The organism is Sphingobium sp. YBL2, assembly GCF_000943805.1.
In the GTDB taxonomy this organism is placed as follows: Bacteria; Pseudomonadota; Alphaproteobacteria; order Sphingomonadales; family Sphingomonadaceae; genus Sphingobium; species Sphingobium fuliginis.
The window spans coordinates 3,955,666-3,974,899 of record NZ_CP010954.1 but is presented as its reverse complement, the minus strand read 5'-3'; the positions used below and the strand labels follow the sequence as shown (position 1 = coordinate 3,974,899).

Sequence of the window (19,234 nt, the reverse complement as noted above, 5' to 3'; positions counted from 1 at the left end):
CGATGCGCCGCTTTCTGAACATGCTGTTCGTTCTGGTTCTGCTCCTCGCGGGCCTGTCGCTGCTCTGGCTTGGCGGGCAGCTCGCGCTGCTCGGCGGGTCGATCTGGTATTGCGTGTCCGGCCTCGTCATGACGGTCACCGCGTTTCTCGGCTGGCGTCGTTCGCCGCTCTCGATCACCCTCTTTTGGACCTTTCTCGTCGCCAATCTGGGCTGGTCGCTCTGGGAAGTTGGACTGGACGGCTGGGCGCTGGCGCCTCGGTTGGCCATGCCCGTCGCCATGGGCTTCTACATGCTCACCCCCTTTTATCGGCAGCATGTCGGGCTTGGCCGTCCCCTGCCCGCCGCCCGCGCGCTGTGGCCGGCTCTTCTCCTGCTCGTCATAGGCGGCATCGGCAGCGCTTTCTGGGCGGATCGTTCGCCGTCAGCGCCCAGCACGCTCTGGGGCGCCGCACCTGCACGAGCAGCCGATGGCGACTGGGTCGCCTATGGCAACGACCGGGGCGGGTCGCGCTACTCGCCACTTGCGCAGATCACGCCCGCGAATGTCGGCAATCTGGAAAGGGCGTGGACCTACCACACCGGCAAGCTGACAGACGGCAAGCAAGGCACCGCCTTTCAGGCCAATCCGCTCAAAGTGGGCAATCGCCTTTTCCTGTGCGCGGGCAATAATGATGTGATCGCGCTCGACCCCGAAACGGGCCGACAATTATGGCGGCACCAGCCCAAGACCGATCTGGCCGGCGTCTATGGCCTCGTCTGCCGCGGCGTCACTTATTATCGCATCCCGCAAGCCCAGGGCGACTGCGCCGAACGCATCTACACCGCGACACTCGACGCGCGGCTGATCGCACTCGATGCCGCCACCGGCAGGCTATGCCCCGGCTTCGGGCAGGGCGGACAGGTCGATCTGAAAACGGGACTGGGCACGATCGACAAGGGCTATTATTTCGTCACCTCGCCCCCCGCCCTCGTGCGCGGCCGCCTCGTCCTGGGCGGCTGGGTGATGGATGGTCAGAAAATCCGGGAGCCTTCGGGCGTGATCCGGGCGTTCGATGCCGTCACGGGCGATTTTTCCTGGGCCTTCGACATCGGCCGCCCCGACGATCACGGCCCGCCGCCGCCCGGCGGCGTCTTCACGCCGGGCACACCCAATAGCTGGGCGCCGATGAGTTCAGACGACAGGCTGGGCCTCGTCTATGTGCCCACGGGGAACGCTACGCCCGACTATTTCGGGGGACATCGCACCGCCAATGACGATCGCTATTCCAGCGCCGTGCTGGCGCTCGACGCGGAAAGCGGGGCGGTGCGCTGGTCCTTCCAGACGACCCATCATGACCTGTGGGACTATGACGTGCCCGCCCAGCCCACGCTGGTCGACCTCCCGGGCGGCGTGCGCGGCCTGCTCCAGCCGACCAAGCGTGGGGAGATTTTCTTCCTCGACCGGGCGACTGGCAAGCCCATTCTGCCGGTGGAGGAACGCCCCGTCCCGCAGGGCGCCGTTCCCGGCGAACGCCTTTCGAAAACCCAGCCCTATTCGGTCGGCATGCCCAGTTTCGGCGGTCCGCGTCCGACGGAAAAGGGCATGTGGGGCCTGACACCGATCGACCAGGCGATGTGCCGCATCCGCTTCCGCCAGGCCCGCTTCGACGGGGACATGACCCCGCTGTCCACCGAGCATCCAACCCTCACCTGGCCCGGCTATCTGGGCGGCATCGACTGGGGCGGCGTATCGGTCGATCCCGGGCGCGGCCTGATGATCGTCAACAACAATCAGGTCGGCAACTATAACCGCCTGATCCCCCGCGCCGTTGCGGACCGGCAGGGCATCAGGCCGATGACCGCCGCCCATATGAGCGATGTCGGTGGCCCCGTCGCCCAGATGGGCGTGGCCTATGCCGCCCATATCGCGCCCTTCCTCTCCCCCCTCGCCATTCCGTGCCAGCAGCCCCCCTATGGCCGAATCAACGCGGTAGACCTGAAGACCGGCAAGCTGGTGTGGAGCCGACTGTTCGGCACCTCGCGCGACAGCGGCCCGCTGGCCCTGCCGACCTTCGTGCCGATTCCCATGGGTGTGCCCAATATCGGCGGATCGGTGGCGACCGCGAGCGGCCTCACCTTCATCGGTGCGACGCAGGAGCATATGTTCCGCGCCTATGAAACCACGACCGGCCGGTTGCTGTGGAAGGCGCGCTTGCCGGCGGGTGGCAACGCCTCCCCCACCACCTATTGGTCGAATGCCAGCGGACGCCAGTTCGTGGTGATCGCCTCGGGCGGACACGGCGCCATGCTGTCAGGTGCGAGCGATGCGTTGATCGCCTATGCCCTGCCCAAGCAATAGCGGGGAGCGAGAAACGGGCGCCTCAGCACTAGCCAAGTAAACGCGACGAGTCGCGGGAAGATGCCGCCCGATCCTATCCTTTGGCGGGCAAGATTGGCCTAAGGGGCTTTATGTTTCTTCGGGAAACAAGGGGAGGAAAACATGTCTGCACATGGCGGTCTGGTGAGACGCTTGCCCGTCGGCGCCGACGATGAACGCGAGATCAAACATGTGCTGCTGCGTTACGCCACCAGCATCGACACGCGGGACTGGCCGCTTTTCCGGACCTGCTTCGCCCAGGATTGCGAGACCGATTACGGCAGCTTCGGACATTGGCGCGGGCCGCGTGAAATCGCCGAATATATGGCCGATGCGCACCGCCACATGGGGCCGACGCTGCACCGCATCACCAATATCGTGATAGAGAAGCGCGACGACCAGGTGCACGCGCGCAGCTATGTCGACGCAATCCTGCCGGAGGCGGCCCAAGGCGGCGTCACCCATCGCGCGGCCGGCTATTATGACGATTGCCTGGTCCGCACATCGGACGGCTGGAAGATTTCCCGTCGAAAGTTCACCATGGTCAAGGCAGGGCTGGATGACTGATCTCAACCGTCAGGTCCTGTTGACGTCGCGTCCGGCGGGAATCGCGCAGGCGGAAAATTTCGCGATCGGGCATGCGCCGATCCAACAGCCCGCGCCGGGCCAGATACTGGTGCGCAATCATTATCTCTCGATCGAACCCGCCATGCGCGGCTGGATCGCCGATGCGGGCAATTATGCCGTGCCCGTCGCCATCGGCTCGGTCATGCGCAGCCTGGCGTCGGGCGAGGTGGTGGCCTCTGCACATCCCGACTATGCTGTCGGCGAGTATGTGTCCGGCTGGTTCGGCTGGCAGGATTACGCCTGTGTCCCAGCCGATGAGGTCGTGCAGCGCACCACCGCGGCCGAGATGCGGGCGTCGCTAGGCATTCTGGGCATCAACGGCATGACGGCCTATCTCGCGCTCACACTGGTCGGCCAGCCCCGCGCAGGCGAGACCATCGCGGTATCCACGGCGGCCGGTGCCGTCGGTTCGGCCGTCGGCCAGATCGCCCACATCCTTGGTTGCCGCACGATCGGCATCGCGGGCGGGCCGACCAAGGTGCGGCGCTGCGTGGAGGAATATGGCTATGACCGCGCCATCGATTATCGGGCCGGGAACATAAGCGCGGCGATCGCCGAACATGCCCCGGAGGGAATCGACATTTATTTCGACAATGTCGCAGGGGCGATCAGCGACTCGGTTCTGCCGCATCTGGCCCAACGCGGGCGCGTCATAGTGTGCGGAACGGCATCGATCGACCGCTGGGATCCATGGCCTATGGGGCCGCGCGTCGAACGGCATCTGCTGGTCAAGCGCGCCCGCATGGAGGGCTTCGTCATCTTCGACCATCTCGATCGCTATGCCGAAGCGACGGCACAATTGCGGACATGGATCGCGCAGGGCCACCTCACCTGGCGCGAGGACATACTGGAGGGGATCGAGGCCTGCCCCGACGCGCTCGCCGGTCTTTATCGCGGCGAAAATGACGGCAAGCGGCTCATCCGTCTCGTCTGATCTGGGAAGAGGACATAACGTCATGGAGTCTCTGGAAGGGCAAATCGCCATCGTTACCGGCGCATCGTCGGGCATCGGCGCTGCCAGCGCCCGTGCGCTTGCTGAAGCGGGCGCAACCCTGGTGCTGGTCGCCCGCCGCGCCGACCGCCTCACCGCACTGGCCGATGAACTGGGCCGTGGCAGCACGGCCTACGCAGCAGATATGGCGGATCCTGACGCGCCGCAAAGGCTGCATGATTTCGTCTTGGGTCACTTCAGCCGGGCCGACATATTGGTCAACAATGCCGGTATGCTGCATGCTGCGCCGATCGACGCATTCGACCTCGACCAACTCCGCCCTATGATCGCGATCAACTATGAGGCAGTGGTGCGCGCCAGCACCCTTTTCGCGCGGACAATGAAGGCGGCCGGAAGAGGGCAGATCATCAACATATCCAGCATCGGCGCGAACATCACCGCCCCCGGCGTGGGCGTCTATGGCGGCCTCAAGCGCGCGCTGGAGGCCTTTACCGACTGTCTTCGCGTCGAGCTTGCCGGATCGGGCGTCAAGGTAGGGATCGTTGCGCCGGGCACGACCAGCACCGAGATTTTCGAGGATATGAAGGCCAGGGGGCAACCGTCCTGGGACAGCTTCATCCCGCCGATGCAACCCCGCGACATTGCGGAAGCCGTCGCCGTCATCGCGCAACAGTCCGAACGCACCAATATCGCGCGCATCCAGGTCTATGCCGCAGCGGACAGTCATTGACGCCCCGGCCTGTGCCGGAGCGTCCTGTCATCAGTCAAGCGTGGCGTAGGCGTCCAGCCGGAACGGATTGACCGCGCCGCCATCGCGCATCTTCGCCACCCATTGCGCGTCCATCAGGAGGGCGCGGCCGACCGCGATCAGGTCGAATTCGCCCCGCGCCATCCTGTCGGCCACCAGCGCCAGATTGTCGGTCATGACGGTCGGCTGCGCGAAGGAGGATTGCAGATCCTTGCTGAGGCCCACGCCGCCGACCGCTATGGTCGGCTTGCCAGTCAGCTTCCTGATCCAGCCCGCCAGCCCCATGTCGGAACCTTCGAAGGCCGGCGCCGTGAAAATGCGGGTGCTGGCGTCGAATATATCCACCCCCGCCTCAACGAGCGGAGCGAGCATCGCTTCCAGTTCCGCCGGCGTCTCCGCATTGCGCGCGTCATAATCCTGCAGCTTCCACTGGGAGAAGCGGAAGATGACCGGAAAGTCGGGGGCGGTCACGGCCCGGATCGCCCGCATCAGTTCGACCGCGAAGCGCGCGCGCTCAGCGATCCCGCCGCCCCAGCGGTCGTCCCGCACATTGGTATGGCGCCACAGGAAACTGTCGATCAGATAGCCATGCGCGCCATGCAGGGCCACGCCATCAAAGCCCACCGCCTTCGCATTGGCCGCGCTGCGGGCGAAGGCGGCAATCAGGTCGCCGATCTCGCTGTCGGTCAGCGGGGCGGTGGGCGTGCGCACCTGTTCCAGATAGTCGGGAGAGACCATCGCCTTGTCGGTCGGCCCCCAAATGCCCGAGGGTCGCGCCGAGGGCGCATCGGGATGATAGCCCGTGCCCGGCACGCGTATGACGCCCTGATGCCACAGCTGAGGGATGATGAGGCCGCCCGCCGCATGCACGCCGTCCACGATGGTGCGCCAGCGCGCGAGCGCTTCGTCGCCATGCAGGACGGGCGAAGCGCCACCCCCCATGGTTTCACGTCCCACGGCGGCGGGATGGTCCACGCCCACCCCTTCGGTAATGATCAGGCCCACATCGGCTTCGGCCCGTCGTCGATAATAGCCCGCCACACCGTCCGAGGGGATGCCGCCCGGCGAGAAATTGCGCGTCATCGGCGCCATCACGAACCGGTTGCGCAGGTGCAGCGAGCCCATTGTGAACGGTGTGTATAAAATCTCGGCCTGCCCCATCAAAGCGATCCTCTCCTCTGCCTGTCAAAAGACCGTGCATCAGGGGACGGGCGCCGAAAACCTATCCTGTGACAGGACATCCGCACCCAGGACCCGCGCATGCTCGGGTCGACTCAGGCGGCTCCGACGGCAAGGGCGGACTGCGGACAGGCCTCGGCGCCTTCCCGGGCCTGCTCCTCCAGTCCTTCGGGAACGATTTCGTCGTCGACATACACGATGCCATTGGCGTCAAGCTTGTACACTTGGGGGCAAATTTCGGCGCACACGCCATAACCGCAGCATGCCGCCTTATCGATCACCACTTTCAGTTTCTGGCTCATCCAGCCTCTCCTTCTTCTTGGCTCACATTACACCTTGAACAGATTTAGTTCAATATGTATAACACGACTCAATCAAGGAAATTCTCCAGGAGAGCAAGATGCTGCACAATGCCGGGCTGACGCTGAGCGACGGAACGACGCTTGACGATCTCATCAACCGCGACATGAACGAGGTGTCGCTGCGCGTGATGAATGACAAGGAGCTGTATGAGCTGGAGATGGAGCGGGTGTTCGCCCGCACCTGGCTGCTCCTTGGCCATGAATCGGAAATTCCCAAGGCCGGCGACTATGTCATGCGCGACATGGCCGAAGACAATGTGATCGTCTCGCGCGACCGCAGCGGCGAAATCCACGTCATGCTGAACGTCTGCCCCCATCGCGGCATGAAGGTCTGCACGGCCGAAGCGGGCAATGCCCACGCTCATCGCTGCATCTACCATGGCTGGGCCTTCCGCTCGGACGGCAGCTTCATCGGCGCCCCAATCGAAAAGGAGCAGATGCACGGCAACAAGCGCTCCAAGGATGAACTGGGACTCAAAAAGGCCCGGGTCCATCTCTATGGCGGCCTGATCTTCGCCACCTGGAACAAGGATCTGTCGTTCGAGGATTATCTGGGCGATGCCAAATTCTACCTCGATCAGCTTTTCTGCCGGACAGACAATGGTCTTGAGATGCTTGGCCCGCCGCAGCGTTTCGTGCTGCCGTGCAACTGGAAGATTCCCGGCGAACAGTCCGGATCGGACGGCTTCCATACCCTGACCCTGCATCGTTCGCTGATGGAAGGCGGCATCATGGGCGGCACGGCCGAGTCGATCTACGACACCGCGCCGGGCATGTATGGCGTCGACCTTTCGGTGCCGCAGGGTCACACGCTGCGTTGCCTGGAGGCGGCGCAGACCTTCAAGATGTTCGCCGACGTCAGCTTCGAAGGAAAAACGACGGAGGAACGGCTCCATCTGCTGCCGCCACCGGGCATCACCAAGGAATTGATCCCGCAGCTGTTCAAGAATCTGTCGGAGGACCAGGTCAAGCAGTTGGCCAACATCCCGCCCCAGGTCGGCGGCATGTTCCCGAACATTCTGATAGCCTTCATCTTCGCCCCCCGCACGGATGGCGGCGCGTCGGGCGCTCTGTCGTTGCACACCTATGTGCCCAAGGGGCCGGACAAGGTGGAGTTCGTGAACTTCATCTTCGCGGAAAAGGATGCGCCGGAAGATGTGAAGCGCGACATGCTCCAGAACGCCATCTGGTCGACCGGCACGTCGGGCACGATCGAGCAGGACGACGCCGACACCTGGCCGCAGATCATGCGCAACTCGCGTGGTCATATGAGCAAGACCGTCACGCTCAAATATCAGGCGCTGCACGGCCATGAGCGTCCCGAAGGATGGGTCGGCGGGGGCGATCTCTATCCCGGCTTCACCAAGGACGACACGCAATGGGCCTGGTGGATGGCCTATTACAATCTGATGGCCGAAGCCTGAGCCGTCGCGACGAGAGAGGACAGATATCATGGTGAACTACGCGACCGCCGCCATCGACAAGACCAGCGTGCTGCGCGGTCTTGTCTCCACCAAGCGGGTGCCGCTCGGGTCGGAAGTCTATAACCGCCTGCTCGAAACCCTCTATGACGAAGCCGCCGCGCTCGACGAACGCCGGTTCGACGACTGGGTGGCCTATCTGGAACAGGATCTGAGCTACACCGCTCCCCTTCGCCTCACCCGCAACGGCCCGAACAAGGACCGCGACGTGGTGCGCACGATGAAGCATTTCGACGAGAATTACGGTTCGATCCTGATGCGGACCGGTCGCCTGGCGAAGAGCGCCTGGGCCGAAGATCCACCATCCCGCACGCGCCGCTTCGTCACCAATGTCCGCATCGCCGAGAGCGAAACGGCTGGCGAATACGAGGTGGTGAGCTACCTCTATGTCGAGCGCAGCCGCCTGGACAATCCGGAGAACGAGACGATCAGCGCCGAACGCCGCGACATCTGGCGGCTGGTTGACGGCGCGTACAAGCTGGCCAGCCGTGAAATCATCGTCGACCAGTCGACGCTGGGCATGTCCAACTTCGCCATCTTCCTCTGACCGGAGCGGCTTAGGTGACGGGAACCCCGCATATCGTGGTCGTCGGCAGCGGCCTTGCCGGCTATGGCGTTCTGCGTGAGCTTCGCAAGCTTGCGCCGGACGCCCGGCTGACGCTGGTCACGCAGGATGACGGGCATTTCTACTCCAAGCCCGCTTTGTCGACCGCACTCGCCAAGGGCAAGGTGGCCGATACGCTGATCACCACGCCGGCGGAAAAGATGGTCGCGCAGTTGAAGCTCGACCTTCGGGCCGGCCGTATCGTCGAAGCGATCGACCGGCAGGACAAGGCCGTTCTGACGACCGGCGGGCCGATCTTCTACGATCGGCTGGTGCTGGCGTTGGGCGCCGATCCGGTTCGCCCGCCGATCGATGGGGACGCCGCGCACCGCGCGCTCGCGGTCAACAATCTCGACAATTATCGCGAGTTCCGGGAAAAATTGCCGGACGGCGCCCGCGTGCTGGTCATGGGCGGAGGCCTTGTCGGCACCGAATTCGCCAACGATCTGTCGGCCAGCGGATATCGGCCGGTGGTCGTCGACATGCTTGGCCACCCCCTCGCCCAACTCGTGCCGCCGGGCGTCGGCCAGATGATCCGGGACGCGCTGGCCGAAAAGGGCGTGGAATGGCATCTGGGCCGCAAGGTGTTGGCCATCCACAAGGGCGACAGCGGCATCCGGGCCGAACTGGACGACGGCCTGGTGATCGAGGCGGCGGCTGTTCTGTCCGCCGTCGGGTTGCGCCCGCATATCGCGCTTGCGCAGGAGGCCGGGCTGGAGGTCGCGCGCGGCATCAAGGTCGATCAGACCGGCCGCACCAGCGATCCCGCCATTTATGCCATCGGCGATTGCGCCGAATATCCGCAGGGATTGGCGGCCTATGTCACCCCGATCATGGCGGCGGCCCGCGCCATCGCGCCCGGTGCGTTGGGCACGCCGACGGACATCCGCTTCCCGCCGCTGTCGGTCCAGGTCAAGACGACCGCCTATCCTGTCGTCCTGCTGCCCGCGCCTGTCGGCGTGGACGGGCAATGGCAGGAAGTCGCCAATGACGAGCGCGGGCTGAAATATCATTATCACGACGCGGACGGAGCGATCCGCGGCTATGTTTTCACGAAAGACTATTGCCAGGACCGCATGGACATGGACCGTGCCCTGAGCGAGCAGATGACAGGAGTGGCAGCGTGACGGGACTGGTGAAGGACAAGGTCGCGATCGTCACCGGCGGCGCGAAGGGGCTGGGTTACGGGATTTCCCGCTGCCTTGCACAGGCGGGCGCGCATCTCCTGATCACCGGCCGGGATGGCGCCGCCGCTGAAACGGTCGCCGCGGACATCACGCAAAGCTTCGGCGTCCGCGCCGTCGGCATGTCCGCCGACATGGGCGTCAAGACCGAAGTAGAGGCGATGATCGAGCGCGCCGTCAGCGAATTTGGCGGGCTGGACATATTGGTCAACAACGCGTCGCAGCTTTCGCCCAACGTCCTCCTCGAACAGAAGACGGATGAGATGCTCCAGCGGACGCTGGAGATCGGCACCTGGGGCAGCTGGTGGGCCATGCGCGCCGCCTTCCCGCATATGAAGGCGCGCGGTGGAGGTTCAATCATCAACTTCTATTCGATCGACGCTCAGACCGGCGCCTGGCTCCACGCCGACTATAATATGAACAAGGGTGCGATCCTGGGGCTTACCCGGACCGCCGCGGTCGAATGGGGACGCTTCAACATCCGCACCAACGCCATCGCGCCGACCGGTATGGGGCAGGTGTTTGCAGACCTCGCGGAAAACGTCCCCGGCTTCCTTGAGATGGCGACAGCCAGCAACCCGCTCAAACGCGCGGGCGATCCCGAAAAGGACATCGGCCCGGTCGTCCTGTTCCTAGCGTCCGAGATGTCGCGCTTCGTCAATGGCGAGCTGATCAATGTGGATGGCGGTCAGCATCTACCAGGCTATGTCAGCGTTCCGCACAACCTCGCCGAGATGGAAGCCCAGACATGAAATTGATGCCGCACACCGACTGGAGTGAAATCGTCGCGACGGATCAGTCCGGCAGCGTCCAGAAGATCATGGACGGCACGTTGCGCGCGATCAACTCCATCGGCGCGCGGCGCCTGTCGATGAGCGACATCAGCGAAAGCAGCGGCGTTTCGCGCGGCACGCTCTACCGTTATTTCGCGTCCAAGGAAGAAGTGCTGGCGGCCTTCAGCGAATATGTTTGCAGCAGCTTCGAAAAAGGCATTGTCGAATCGGGCGAAGGCATTGCCGAACCAATCGAACGCTTCCGCGCGGTGATGCGCTTTTACAGCCGCTTCACGATCGAGCGTTCGCCCGAAGGCATTTTCGAGGTCGAACCGGCCTTCCATCTCAATTTCCTGCGCAATCATTTCGGCCGGCACAAGGCCGCCGTCCAGCGTGCGCTAGAGCCCGTCTTCGACCATTTCGAAAGCCTGATCGGCCAACGGATCAACCGGGACGCCTTCTGCGACACCATGGTCCGCCTGCAACTGAGCACGCTCATCATTCCCGCCACCCCGGATTGGCTGGCCATCTGGAACAGCGCCCCCGATCGATTGTGCGACTGGGCATTGCAGATCGCCGCACACCATAGCGAACATAAGAAAGGATGAACTGATGGCTACTGCCCCCAAGGTGGATAATGAAATCCAGTGCGGCTTCGCCGAAAAGGCCGTCGCCGACGCGATGGTGGAAAAGGCGCGCAGCTTTCGCGCCTTCCTGCAGGCCGAAGCGCCCGAGGGCGAAAAGCGGCGCAGCCCTACGCCCGCCGTCGACAAGATGCTGAAGGAAGAGGGATTCCTGCGCATGCTGCTGCCGCAACGGCTGGGCGGCATGGGCCTTTCCCCTACGGATTTCTGCCGGGTGCAGATGGAGGTCGCCAAGGGCGATCCCGCGATCAGCTGGGTGATCCAGATCATCAACGGCACAAGCTGGATCACCAGCCTTGCGCCCGATGGCGTGCAGGAGGCTGTGTTCGGCGACGGTCCCCAGGCGGTCTGTGGCGCCTACAACCCGCCCGGCAAGGCCCGCAAGGTCGACGGCGGCTGGATCATCAATGGCACATGGCCCTATATGTCAGGGTCGCGGCAGTCGAACTGGGCGCAGCAGGGCGTCGTGCTTGAGGGCTATGACGGCCCGGTCGTCCCTGGCATCAGCATGTGCTATCTGCCAATGGACAGCATGACCATCCAGGACACCTGGTTCGTTTCCGGCATGCAGGGCACCGGGTCCGACACGGCGGTCGCCAAGGATGTCTTCATTCCCGAAGCCCAGATGGTGCTGATGGATGAACGCGCCGGCCAGATCGACCGGACCAAGCGCCATTTCGGCGCGCCCTCCGATCTGCTGCCCGCCGTCCCGGTCGTCCGCACCACGGGCATCGCGCAACTGATCGGCGCGGTCGAAGCCATGTTGGAGATCGTCACCGCAGAGTCGCCCAAGAAGCCGGTGCTGACGACGATAATCGGCCCCCGCACCAAGTCAGGCGCCTATATGCGCGATCTGGGCGAAGCGGCGGCGATGATCGATACCGCCAAGCTGATCCTGTTCGACCTGACCGCCAAACTGGATCGCGTCGGTCTGGGCGAAGAATTCACCCTTGCGGAAAAGGCGAAGCAGCGCGCAGGCGGCGCGCAGATGATCGAACTGGTTCATGGCGCCAGCGAGTCGCTGATGTTCCAGGCCGGTTCTTCGGGCTTCGCACTGGATAAGCCGATCAACCGCTACTGGCGGGACATTTCGATGGCGCTGCGGCACATCCAGAATATCCCGACCATCGGCTATGAGATCTATGGCCGGAATCTGACCGGCGCCGATCCGATCTCGCCGCCCGGCGCCTATTGAGGTCGAAAGAAGGGTCGCCCCTTTCCCAGCGGGCGACCCTCTCTTTTCCGCCGCCCGGCCGCATTCATCACGACAATAGGGGAATGCCATGCGGGCCGCCCTGATCGACAGCGATGGCGGCTTCGCGCTGGCCGATCATCCCGAACCGACCGCGCAGCCCGGCTATCGCGTCATCGACGTTGCCGCCGCCGGAATTGGGCCCACCGACCTCATGCGCGCGAAGGGCTTTTTCGGTCCCGTCGACGCGCCCTATGTGCCTGGCGGCGAGGGTATCGGGCATCTGGATGATGGAAGCCGCGTCTACTTCGGCCATAGCAGGCCGCCCTTCGGCGCGATCGCGGAACGCACGCTGGTGGCCGAGGAGGAAATCTGGCCTGCTCCGGACGGCCTTTCCGACGACCAGCTGATCGCCCTCGCCATCTCCGGCACCGGCGCGCTGATCCCTCTGGAAGAGGCGCGGATCGCGAAGGGCGAGTCCGTCCTCATTCTCGGCGCGACCGGCCCGGTCGGGCAGATCGGCGCGCAGGTCGCCCGGCTGCTGGGCGCGGGCCGCGTCGTGGCGGCGGCGCGCAGCCGCGAACGGCTGGAGGCCATGCAGGCCGCCGGTCATGCCGATGCGATCGCCCTGTTGGGCGAGGGCGATGACGAGGCGGCGCTGAAAGCGGTCTCGGAACGCGGCTATGACGTCGTGCTCGACATCATCTATGGTCCACCCGCGCAAGCGGCGATGCGCGCCACGCGGCCCGGCGCGCGCATGATGAGCATCGGCGTGCAAGCCGGACCGACGGTCACGCTGTCCCTGCGCGATCTCGTCTTCCGCAGCCATATCGGCGTCGGCACCGGGCAACGCCCCGCCAGCGAGCGCCGCGCCGCCTATGACCGGCTGATCGCCATGGCGATGACGCGGGGCCTGACGGTCGACACAACACGCTATGCCTTTGCCGATGCCGCCGACGCCTGGGCGGCGCAGGCCGGCAGTCCCCATGGCAAGATCGTCATCACCCGCTGATCCCATGGACGCACCTGCCTTTATCGACCCTACCGTCCGCATTTTCGGCGATGTGCGGCTGAGCGACGATTGCAGCCTCTGGCCCTATGCCGTCGTCCGGTCCGAACGGGCGCATGTCTCGATCGGGCGCTGCGCCAGCATACAGGATCATGCGATGGTCCATATCGGCTGGGACGATCCCACGATCATCGGCGATTATTGCACCATCGGCCATCGCGCGGTGGTCCATGGCTGCACCATAGAGCCTGCCTGCCTGATCGGTATCGGCGCGACCATCATGGAGCGCTGCGTCATAGGGCGCGGCTCGATCGTCGCCGGACACAGTTTCCTGCCGCCCGACAGCGTGATTCCACCCCATTCGCTTGTTATCGGCACGCCCGGCCGTGTCGTCCGCCGCATCGACAAGCTGCGCGCGAACATCGTCGACGCGCTGCTCTATCGGGACAATGGACGCGCTTATGCCACAGGCGCCCATCGCATCTGGGAGCATGCCGACATGGCGAAGCTGGGTGACGAAGCCGATGCTATTCTTGCACGCGAAGCTGCAGGCTGGGATGACAGCGGCATAGGCGAGGCCACAGGATAAGAGAGCGACCATGCCGGACACGACCGATATTGCTAGAGACGCCATGCTGGACCTGCTGTTCCGCGACGCTCGCACCCATAATCAATGGAGCGCCCGGCCGCTTTCGGACGAGACCGTCCGACGCCTGTACGATCTCGCCAAATGGGGGCCTACGACGGCAAACAGCAATCCGGGCCGCTTCGTCTTCGTCCGCTCGGAGGCCGCGAAGGCGCGCCTCAAACCCCATCTGAGCGCGGGCAATGTGGACAAGGTGATGCAGGCGCCCTGCACCGTGATCATCGCGGGCGACACGCGGTTCTACGAATTTTACGGCAAGCTTTTCCCAACGCGCGACATGCGCAGCACGTTCGAGGGCAAGAACGCGCTGATCACGGACACTCTGGCGCGTTCTTCGACACTGCAAGGCGCCTATCTGATCATGGCGGCGCGGGTGCTGGGCCTGGATTGCGGCCCCATGTCGGGCTTCGATCAGGCCGGCACCGATGCGGAATTTTTCCCGGACGGCCGGTGGAAGAGCAATTTCCTGTGCAATATCGGCTATGGTGACCCGGCCGGGCTCTTTCCCCGCAACCCTCGGCTCGATTTCGAAGAGGCCTGTCTCGACCTCTGATGCCGAGGGAGGCGGCCGCCACAAAGCGATCGCCTCCCGCCGTTCAGCTTGCGGGCGTCCATACCAGCGGCAGCGCGACCGGCTGGATCATCCCCAGATGGCATTCCACCTGATGGCCGGGCGCGATGCGGAAGTCGGGAATGCGGGCGAGAAACTCCTCCATCGCGATCCGCAGCTCGCGCCGCGCCAGATGCATGCCGACGCAGGTATGGATGCCGAAGCCGAAACCGACATGCCGTGGCCGCCGGTCGAGCCGAACCTCGGCAGGCGCGTCGAACTCGGCCGGATCACGGCCGGCGAGCGTGGTCGACATCGCCACCTTGTCGCCGGGCATGAAGCGGATGCCGGCCACTTCGGTTTCCTTCTTGCAGGTTCTGAAGGTGGTCACCGCGCCATAAGCCCGCATCAGCTCATCTATGGCGTGCGGGATTTCCGACGGATTCGCGCGCAGAAAGGCCTGATCCTGCGGATGGCTGCCCAAATGCCGGAAATGCAGGCCCATATTGGTCGAAACCGTGTCCAGACCGCCGATGAACAGGTTGAACATGAAGCCCAACAGTTCGTCGTCGGTCAGCGCCCGGCCATTGATCTGTCCCTTTACGCCGAAACTGATGAGGTCATCGCGTGGATTGGCCCGCCTGTCCTCGATCTCTCCGCCCAGATAGGCAAGCACGCTACGCGTCGCCTCCGCGATCTTGGACAGATCATGATTGTGGAGCAGGTTCATTTCCCACTCCATGAACTCGCTCATCCGATCGTGCGGCAGGCCCATCAGTTCCATGAACACCTTGATGGGGAATTCAAAGGCAAAATCGCCCATGAACTCGCACTGGCCGCGCGGGGCGAAGGCGTCGATATATTCCACCGCATAGAGCCGGATCTTGTCTTCCAGCGCCGCCATCGCCTTGGGTGTGAAGGCCGGGTTGACCATCTGGCGAAAAGGCCCGTGGGCAGGCGGATCGAGTTCCGCTGGCGAGTTGATCCAGTTCCCCCCCACCAGCTTGGAGAAAGGCGAAAAGTCGGTCGAGGAGAAATGATCGGTGTCGAGATATATCTCGCGCAGATGCGCCATGCGGCGCGGCACCCAGGCGGGCGTGCCCCCCGGATAGGCGTGGGTGGCGTAGATGATGTCAGGCCCCTCATGCACCTGCATCGCCAGATCGTCGAACGGATCCTCTGTCGTCGTCATGCCGAAGATGAAGGGGAAATCCCGGCTCACCAGTTCGGGCGGCACATGATCGGGGATCGGTTGCTCGGGAAACATCATCGCACTGGCTCTCCTTGTCGTCTTTGCCGGAAATTTCGGGCGGACATTGGGCCGCCGCCCAGGCGCCAGGCACCTGTCCTTCAGAAGGATCGCGGCAGCCCCAGGCTTTCCGCGATGCCGTTGCGCACCATTTCGTTGGTGATGGGACCGATGCGCCACAGGCGGCTGTCACGCCAGTAACGCTGCATGTCGGTTTCCGCCGAATAGCCCATGCCCCCCAATATCTGGATGCCCATGTCCGCCGCGGCATTGGCGTTTTCGGACGCCATGAGCTTGAGCATATTGGCCTCGACGCCGACATTCTCGCCCCGGCTCTGCTTGTGCGCGCAATAATGCAGCATCAGTTCGGTCGTCTTCTGCATGGTCGCCATGTCGGCGACATAATGTTGCAGGCTCTGGAAGCGGCCGATGATCCCGCCAAAGGCCCTGCGTTGTTTCATATAGTCCAGCGCGTCTTCCAGCACGCCATCGATGACGCCCAGGCAGAAGGCGCCGACCATGATGCGCTCGTTGTTGAGCGTGGGCAGCAGCATGTACCAGGCCTTGTCGGGTTCACCCAGAACATGCTCGTCCGCGACGAGCGCATTCTCGAAATGAACGGAACAGCTGCCCATCGACCGCATACCCAGCTTGGCCAGTGGCGTGATCGTCACGCCCGGCGTCTTCGTCGGCACCCAGAAGAGGGTCAGGCCCTGATGCTTCTTCTCGACGCCCCTGTCGCTTCGCGCGATCACCAGCAGATAATTGGCGACATGGGCAGAGGAGGACCAGATCTTCTCGCCATTGAGCCTCCACCCGCCATCGACCCGGTCGGCCGTGGTGGCCATCGCGCCGAGCAGGTCCGTGCCGCCGCCCGGCTCGGTGAAGGCGATCGCAGCCTTCAGCTGGCCCGTCGCGATCAGCGGGAGATATTTCGCTTTTTGTTCGGCCGACCCGTAAAGCCCGATGGATTTGGACCCTGCAAAGCTGGTGATGCCCCATATCCATGCCAGGCCGCCCAGCGACCGGGCCAGTTCCCGCGCCAGCAGCATCTGCATGACGACGTCGCCGCCCTGCCCGTCATAATCCTCCGCTATGCCGACGCCGTGGAAACCCGCTTCGGTGAACTTGTCCCACAGCGCGAAGGGATAATGATGCTCGTCCTTTTCCAGCGCGCGCGCCCAGTCCTTGGGCACTTCGCTGTTCACCCAGCGGCGCACCATGTCGCGGAAAGAGCGATATTCTTCGGGCAGTTCGAAATCCATTGTCAGTCCTTTTGGTGTTGGTCCAGACCGCCGCCCGCCATGGCCTCGGCATCGCACAGGGCGATCAGGCGCGCCGCCATCCGGTCGAGGCAGGCCAGCACGCCGTCCTGATCGCCCGCCAGAAAGGCCTGCAGTATCGCCTCATGCTCGCGGAGGCCGCTTTCGCGGAGGGTCGTGATGCCATGCAGAAAAATGAAGCGAGCGATCAGCCCGCGCCGGTCCAGCGTCGACCGCAACAATTCACGGCTCTCCGAGGCCTTGATGAAGATCGTGTGGAAATCGAGCCCGGCCATGATCGCGGCCATATATTCGCCGCTCGGCAATGCCGCGCTATAGCGCGCGATCGCTCGTTTCAGCGTCCGGATCTCCGCAGCGCCGATGCGGGGCATGCCCCAGGCATAACCCAGCCGCCACAGTTCGGCCTGCACGCGGATCAGGTCACGGGTCACGTCAGGGTCGATCGGCGTCGCCCGCTTCAACCGGTGGGTTTCGACTTCGACCAGCCCTTCGGACGCCAGTGTGCCCAGCGCTTCCCTGACCGGCGTCGCGCTGACATTCAGGTCCTGCGCCAGCGCCGTTTCCCGCAGCAGCGCGCCGGGCGGAATGACACCCGCCACGATCCTCGATCGCAACACCGCCGCCACGGCCTGGCGCCGCGTCGCCGGGGATTGCAAAATCTCGGGCGAGTCAAGCCGTTCAAGGGCGGATGTCCAATAGACCATGGATGTATCCTGCGATTCCATATTCTATAGAATGCAGCACCGTGAAACGGTCCGTTCCTCTCCAAGGATAGGGTGTCGGGACAGCGAACCGCTATAGGGCCGCTGCATGAAATGCCCGAAATGCAAAACGCCGCAGAACGGTTATGGCGGGTGGTGCCGCGCTTGCGGCCATGCTGGCGGCAATGTTCGCCGGGCGCTGCTGTGGACGTTGATACCCACATTGATGATCGCGGTCCTGTTGCTCGCCCGGATCGGCTATGCCGAAGTCACGCGGCAGGGCAGCAGCCGCAACAGCTACAGTAACGCCATCGAAACCCAGAATGCGAGCGGCCGCAGCGCTGCCTTTGCCAAGCTCATGCATGATGCAGGGCAGACATGCTCGCGCACGTCCAAATCCCTGTTCAGGGGAGATATCGGCACTAACGCGGCCTGGGCGCTGCGCTGCGAGGATAGCGGCGACTGGCTGGTTCTGATCGCGTCCAACGGCGCGACGCGCATCGCGAGCTGTGGTCCGCTGAACAAGGCCGGGACGCCCTGCTGGACCCAGCTCTAGCGCCTCGGCCTTTTCTGGAGTCGACGCTCTCCGATTGCAGTCCGGGTAGGCCGGTCAGCCGAACCCCTCCCCGCTCCGCCACCAGCCAAGGCCGCGCGCGGCCTGCATCATCATATCCCATGCCTGCGCGCTGGCCGTTGCGATGGCGGCGGGGTCTGCTCCCAGACCGGCGAACGTGCGCTCGATCATCTCGTCGACATAGGCGCGTGGCTCGACCGACCGGAGCATCAGGCGCCGCCGCGCCTCGATCGTCATGCCGACGATCAGATCCACTGCCACCTCGATCGACCGGAACTGCATCTGCCCGCCATCCAGCGCGGCCTTCAGCGCATCGCGCACCAGCAGGTCGAACATGCTCGCCCGCGCGAAATAATCGACATAGTCGACGCGGCAGGTAAAGCCGCCCCAGCGCGGATCATGCCAGGCCCGCGCCATCGCCATCGCCGCGCCGCCGACCGCCCGGACCAGCGGGTCCGCCACATCGTCGAACAGCCTGCGAAAATCGGCGATCAGGTCCGCGGTCATCCGCTCGCCCAATTCATTCACCGCAGCGTCGAGGGACTCGAAATATTTGTAGAAGCTGCCGCGCGATACGCCCGCCGCGCAAATCACGTCATCGATCACCAGACTGCCGCTGCCCTGCCCCGGCTGATACAGGTCGAGCACGGCGTCCAGCAGCCGCTCGCGCATCCGGGCGCGCCTGATCGCAGCCGCCGCCGTGCGCGGATCGACATCAGCGGGAGCAGGCGCGGCGTCGGACATCGCCTCCCTATTGCATCGGGTGGAAATAGCGCGCAAGCAGGCTGCCATCCTCGCCGAATATATAATGTTCGATGCTGTGCACGCAGACAGGATGCCCGTCATATTCACCTTCGTTGCGGACATAGATGACGGCTTCGTTGCCGCTCACCTTCACATCCTCGACGAACAGTTTCCATCCGACATATTGCGCGCACAGGGCCTCCAGCTTGTCCCAGCCCTCCTGCACCGGGCCGGTGGCCGGGTCCTGCACCTTGAATCCGCCCGGCGCGATTGCGCGGAAGGCCGCCATGAAATCGTCGATACGGCCCTCGCTGAACATCTCGGCCTGGGTCTTCAGGAATGTCGCGATTTCCTGTGCGGTCGGTTGTGTCATGA

The 19,234-nt window shown here is 64.1% G+C and carries 21 protein-coding genes; 14 read left to right on the top strand and 7 right to left on the bottom strand.

The features are described from left to right. The first annotated feature begins 2 nt into the window (after window positions 1-2). The 4 genes from TZ53_RS18300 (at window position 3) to TZ53_RS18285 (ending at window position 4,666) form a co-directional block, all read left to right on the top strand. On the top strand, window positions 3-2,339 hold the full coding sequence (locus TZ53_RS18300; protein WP_044662242.1) for a membrane-bound PQQ-dependent dehydrogenase, glucose/quinate/shikimate family: 2,337 nt from the start codon (window positions 3-5) through the stop codon (window positions 2,337-2,339). A 141-nt stretch (window positions 2,340-2,480) separates the two neighbouring features. Further along, window positions 2,481-2,924 (top strand): nuclear transport factor 2 family protein, encoded by a 444-nt coding sequence (locus TZ53_RS18295; RefSeq protein WP_044662241.1) that lies wholly within the window; start codon window positions 2,481-2,483, stop codon window positions 2,922-2,924. Further along, complete coding sequence (locus TZ53_RS18290; protein ID WP_044662240.1) at window positions 2,917-3,918, top strand: NADP-dependent oxidoreductase; 1,002 nt, start codon at window positions 2,917-2,919, stop codon at window positions 3,916-3,918. Before TZ53_RS18295 ends, TZ53_RS18290 begins: the two co-directional genes overlap by 8 nt. Before the next feature lie 22 nt (window positions 3,919-3,940). Beyond that, window positions 3,941-4,666: an SDR family oxidoreductase gene (locus TZ53_RS18285; protein ID WP_044662239.1), complete on the top strand. Its 726-nt coding sequence runs from the start codon at window positions 3,941-3,943 to the stop codon at window positions 4,664-4,666. A 30-nt stretch (window positions 4,667-4,696) separates the two neighbouring features. Here the strand turns inward: TZ53_RS18285 and TZ53_RS18280 are convergent, their stop codons facing one another. Both TZ53_RS18280 and TZ53_RS18275 read right to left on the bottom strand, forming a co-directional pair. Further along, the gene (locus TZ53_RS18280; protein WP_076605696.1) at window positions 4,697-5,845 is read right to left on the bottom strand and encodes an NADH:flavin oxidoreductase; all 1,149 of its coding nucleotides are present in this window, start codon (window positions 5,843-5,845) and stop codon (window positions 4,697-4,699) included. 113 nt (window positions 5,846-5,958) lie between these two features. After that, on the bottom strand, window positions 5,959-6,165 hold the full coding sequence (locus TZ53_RS18275; protein WP_044662237.1) for a ferredoxin: 207 nt from the start codon (window positions 6,163-6,165) through the stop codon (window positions 5,959-5,961). Between the two features lie 98 nt (window positions 6,166-6,263). Between TZ53_RS18275 and TZ53_RS18270 the strand changes: the two genes are divergently transcribed. The 9 genes from TZ53_RS18270 (at window position 6,264) to TZ53_RS18230 (ending at window position 14,311) form a co-directional block, all read left to right on the top strand. Continuing rightward, window positions 6,264-7,649: an aromatic ring-hydroxylating dioxygenase subunit alpha gene (locus TZ53_RS18270; protein ID WP_044662236.1), complete on the top strand. Its 1,386-nt coding sequence runs from the start codon at window positions 6,264-6,266 to the stop codon at window positions 7,647-7,649. Between the two features lie 28 nt (window positions 7,650-7,677). After that, complete coding sequence (locus TZ53_RS18265) at window positions 7,678-8,253, top strand: aromatic-ring-hydroxylating dioxygenase subunit beta (RefSeq protein ID WP_044662235.1); 576 nt, start codon at window positions 7,678-7,680, stop codon at window positions 8,251-8,253. A gap of 14 nt (window positions 8,254-8,267) precedes the next feature. Continuing rightward, window positions 8,268-9,437: an NAD(P)/FAD-dependent oxidoreductase gene (locus tag TZ53_RS18260; protein WP_044662234.1), complete on the top strand. Its 1,170-nt coding sequence runs from the start codon at window positions 8,268-8,270 to the stop codon at window positions 9,435-9,437. After that, complete coding sequence (locus TZ53_RS18255) at window positions 9,434-10,246, top strand: SDR family NAD(P)-dependent oxidoreductase (protein ID WP_044662233.1); 813 nt, start codon at window positions 9,434-9,436, stop codon at window positions 10,244-10,246. The genes TZ53_RS18260 and TZ53_RS18255 overlap by 4 nt, the downstream gene beginning before the upstream one ends. Then, window positions 10,243-10,875, top strand: a complete 633-nt coding sequence (locus tag TZ53_RS18250) for a TetR/AcrR family transcriptional regulator (RefSeq protein ID WP_044662232.1) — start codon at window positions 10,243-10,245, stop codon at window positions 10,873-10,875. Before TZ53_RS18255 ends, TZ53_RS18250 begins: the two co-directional genes overlap by 4 nt. Window positions 10,876-10,879: 4 nt before the next feature. Then, window positions 10,880-12,106 (top strand): acyl-CoA dehydrogenase family protein, encoded by a 1,227-nt coding sequence (locus TZ53_RS18245; protein ID WP_235600739.1) that lies wholly within the window; start codon window positions 10,880-10,882, stop codon window positions 12,104-12,106. An 88-nt stretch (window positions 12,107-12,194) separates the two neighbouring features. Continuing rightward, window positions 12,195-13,115: a quinone oxidoreductase family protein gene (locus TZ53_RS18240; RefSeq protein WP_044662230.1), complete on the top strand. Its 921-nt coding sequence runs from the start codon at window positions 12,195-12,197 to the stop codon at window positions 13,113-13,115. A gap of 4 nt (window positions 13,116-13,119) precedes the next feature. Beyond that, on the top strand, window positions 13,120-13,701 hold the full coding sequence (locus tag TZ53_RS18235) for a gamma carbonic anhydrase family protein (RefSeq protein WP_044662229.1): 582 nt from the start codon (window positions 13,120-13,122) through the stop codon (window positions 13,699-13,701). A gap of 10 nt (window positions 13,702-13,711) precedes the next feature. After that, window positions 13,712-14,311 carry a malonic semialdehyde reductase gene (locus TZ53_RS18230; protein ID WP_044662228.1) on the top strand — a complete coding sequence of 200 codons (600 nt, stop codon included), beginning with the start codon at window positions 13,712-13,714 and terminating at the stop codon, window positions 14,309-14,311. A gap of 43 nt (window positions 14,312-14,354) precedes the next feature. Here TZ53_RS18230 and TZ53_RS18225 read toward each other — a convergent pair whose 3' ends face one another. From TZ53_RS18225 to TZ53_RS18215, 3 genes are all read right to left on the bottom strand, one after another. Continuing rightward, on the bottom strand, window positions 14,355-15,578 hold the full coding sequence (locus tag TZ53_RS18225) for a cytochrome P450 (RefSeq protein WP_044662227.1): 1,224 nt from the start codon (window positions 15,576-15,578) through the stop codon (window positions 14,355-14,357). Between the two features lie 80 nt (window positions 15,579-15,658). Beyond that, window positions 15,659-16,822, bottom strand: coding sequence for an acyl-CoA dehydrogenase family protein (locus TZ53_RS18220; protein ID WP_044662226.1), 1,164 nt, complete (start codon window positions 16,820-16,822; stop codon window positions 15,659-15,661). A gap of 2 nt (window positions 16,823-16,824) precedes the next feature. Continuing rightward, on the bottom strand, window positions 16,825-17,544 hold the full coding sequence (locus TZ53_RS18215) for a GntR family transcriptional regulator (protein ID WP_235600738.1): 720 nt from the start codon (window positions 17,542-17,544) through the stop codon (window positions 16,825-16,827). Window positions 17,545-17,767: 223 nt separating this feature from the next. Here TZ53_RS18215 and TZ53_RS18210 point away from each other — a divergent pair, with 223 nt between their 5' ends. Continuing rightward, window positions 17,768-18,097: a hypothetical protein gene (locus tag TZ53_RS18210; RefSeq protein WP_238320074.1), complete on the top strand. Its 330-nt coding sequence runs from the start codon at window positions 17,768-17,770 to the stop codon at window positions 18,095-18,097. A gap of 54 nt (window positions 18,098-18,151) precedes the next feature. Here the strand turns inward: TZ53_RS18210 and TZ53_RS18205 are convergent, their stop codons facing one another. Then, window positions 18,152-18,859: a TetR/AcrR family transcriptional regulator gene (locus TZ53_RS18205; protein WP_044662224.1), complete on the bottom strand. Its 708-nt coding sequence runs from the start codon at window positions 18,857-18,859 to the stop codon at window positions 18,152-18,154. A 7-nt stretch (window positions 18,860-18,866) separates the two neighbouring features. Continuing rightward, entirely contained in the window at window positions 18,867-19,232 is a 366-nt protein-coding gene (locus tag TZ53_RS18200; RefSeq protein ID WP_009823784.1) for a hypothetical protein, read from the bottom strand. Between the last annotated feature and the right edge of the window lie 2 nt (window positions 19,233-19,234).

What these genes read in the sequence shown, in the direction of transcription:
- TZ53_RS18245 (WP_235600739.1), top strand. Translation starts at nt 10,880, where the DNA reads ATGGCTACTGCCCCCAAGGTGGATAATGAAATCCAGTGCGGCTTCGCC.
- TZ53_RS18275 (WP_044662237.1), bottom strand. Translation starts at nt 6,165, where the DNA reads ATGAGCCAGAAACTGAAAGTGGTGATCGATAAGGCGGCATGCTGCGGT.
- TZ53_RS18285 (WP_044662239.1), top strand. Translation starts at nt 3,941, where the DNA reads ATGGAGTCTCTGGAAGGGCAAATCGCCATCGTTACCGGCGCATCGTCG.
- TZ53_RS18200 (WP_009823784.1), bottom strand. Translation starts at nt 19,232, where the DNA reads ATGACACAACCGACCGCACAGGAAATCGCGACATTCCTGAAGACCCAG.
- TZ53_RS18250 (WP_044662232.1), top strand. Translation starts at nt 10,243, where the DNA reads ATGAAATTGATGCCGCACACCGACTGGAGTGAAATCGTCGCGACGGAT.
- TZ53_RS18220 (WP_044662226.1), bottom strand. Translation starts at nt 16,822, where the DNA reads ATGGATTTCGAACTGCCCGAAGAATATCGCTCTTTCCGCGACATGGTG.
- TZ53_RS18295 (WP_044662241.1), top strand. Translation starts at nt 2,481, where the DNA reads ATGTCTGCACATGGCGGTCTGGTGAGACGCTTGCCCGTCGGCGCCGAC.
- TZ53_RS18225 (WP_044662227.1), bottom strand. Translation starts at nt 15,578, where the DNA reads ATGATGTTTCCCGAGCAACCGATCCCCGATCATGTGCCGCCCGAACTG.
- TZ53_RS18265 (WP_044662235.1), top strand. Translation starts at nt 7,678, where the DNA reads ATGGTGAACTACGCGACCGCCGCCATCGACAAGACCAGCGTGCTGCGC.
- TZ53_RS18215 (WP_235600738.1), bottom strand. Translation starts at nt 17,544, where the DNA reads ATGGTCTATTGGACATCCGCCCTTGAACGGCTTGACTCGCCCGAGATT.
- TZ53_RS18205 (WP_044662224.1), bottom strand. Translation starts at nt 18,859, where the DNA reads ATGTCCGACGCCGCGCCTGCTCCCGCTGATGTCGATCCGCGCACGGCG.
- TZ53_RS18280 (WP_076605696.1), bottom strand. Translation starts at nt 5,845, where the DNA reads ATGGGGCAGGCCGAGATTTTATACACACCGTTCACAATGGGCTCGCTG.
- TZ53_RS18235 (WP_044662229.1), top strand. Translation starts at nt 13,120, where the DNA reads ATGGACGCACCTGCCTTTATCGACCCTACCGTCCGCATTTTCGGCGAT.
- TZ53_RS18290 (WP_044662240.1), top strand. Translation starts at nt 2,917, where the DNA reads ATGACTGATCTCAACCGTCAGGTCCTGTTGACGTCGCGTCCGGCGGGA.
- TZ53_RS18240 (WP_044662230.1), top strand. Translation starts at nt 12,195, where the DNA reads ATGCGGGCCGCCCTGATCGACAGCGATGGCGGCTTCGCGCTGGCCGAT.
- TZ53_RS18300 (WP_044662242.1), top strand. Translation starts at nt 3, where the DNA reads ATGCGCCGCTTTCTGAACATGCTGTTCGTTCTGGTTCTGCTCCTCGCG.
- TZ53_RS18230 (WP_044662228.1), top strand. Translation starts at nt 13,712, where the DNA reads ATGCCGGACACGACCGATATTGCTAGAGACGCCATGCTGGACCTGCTG.
- TZ53_RS18210 (WP_238320074.1), top strand. Translation starts at nt 17,768, where the DNA reads ATGATCGCGGTCCTGTTGCTCGCCCGGATCGGCTATGCCGAAGTCACG.
- TZ53_RS18270 (WP_044662236.1), top strand. Translation starts at nt 6,264, where the DNA reads ATGCTGCACAATGCCGGGCTGACGCTGAGCGACGGAACGACGCTTGAC.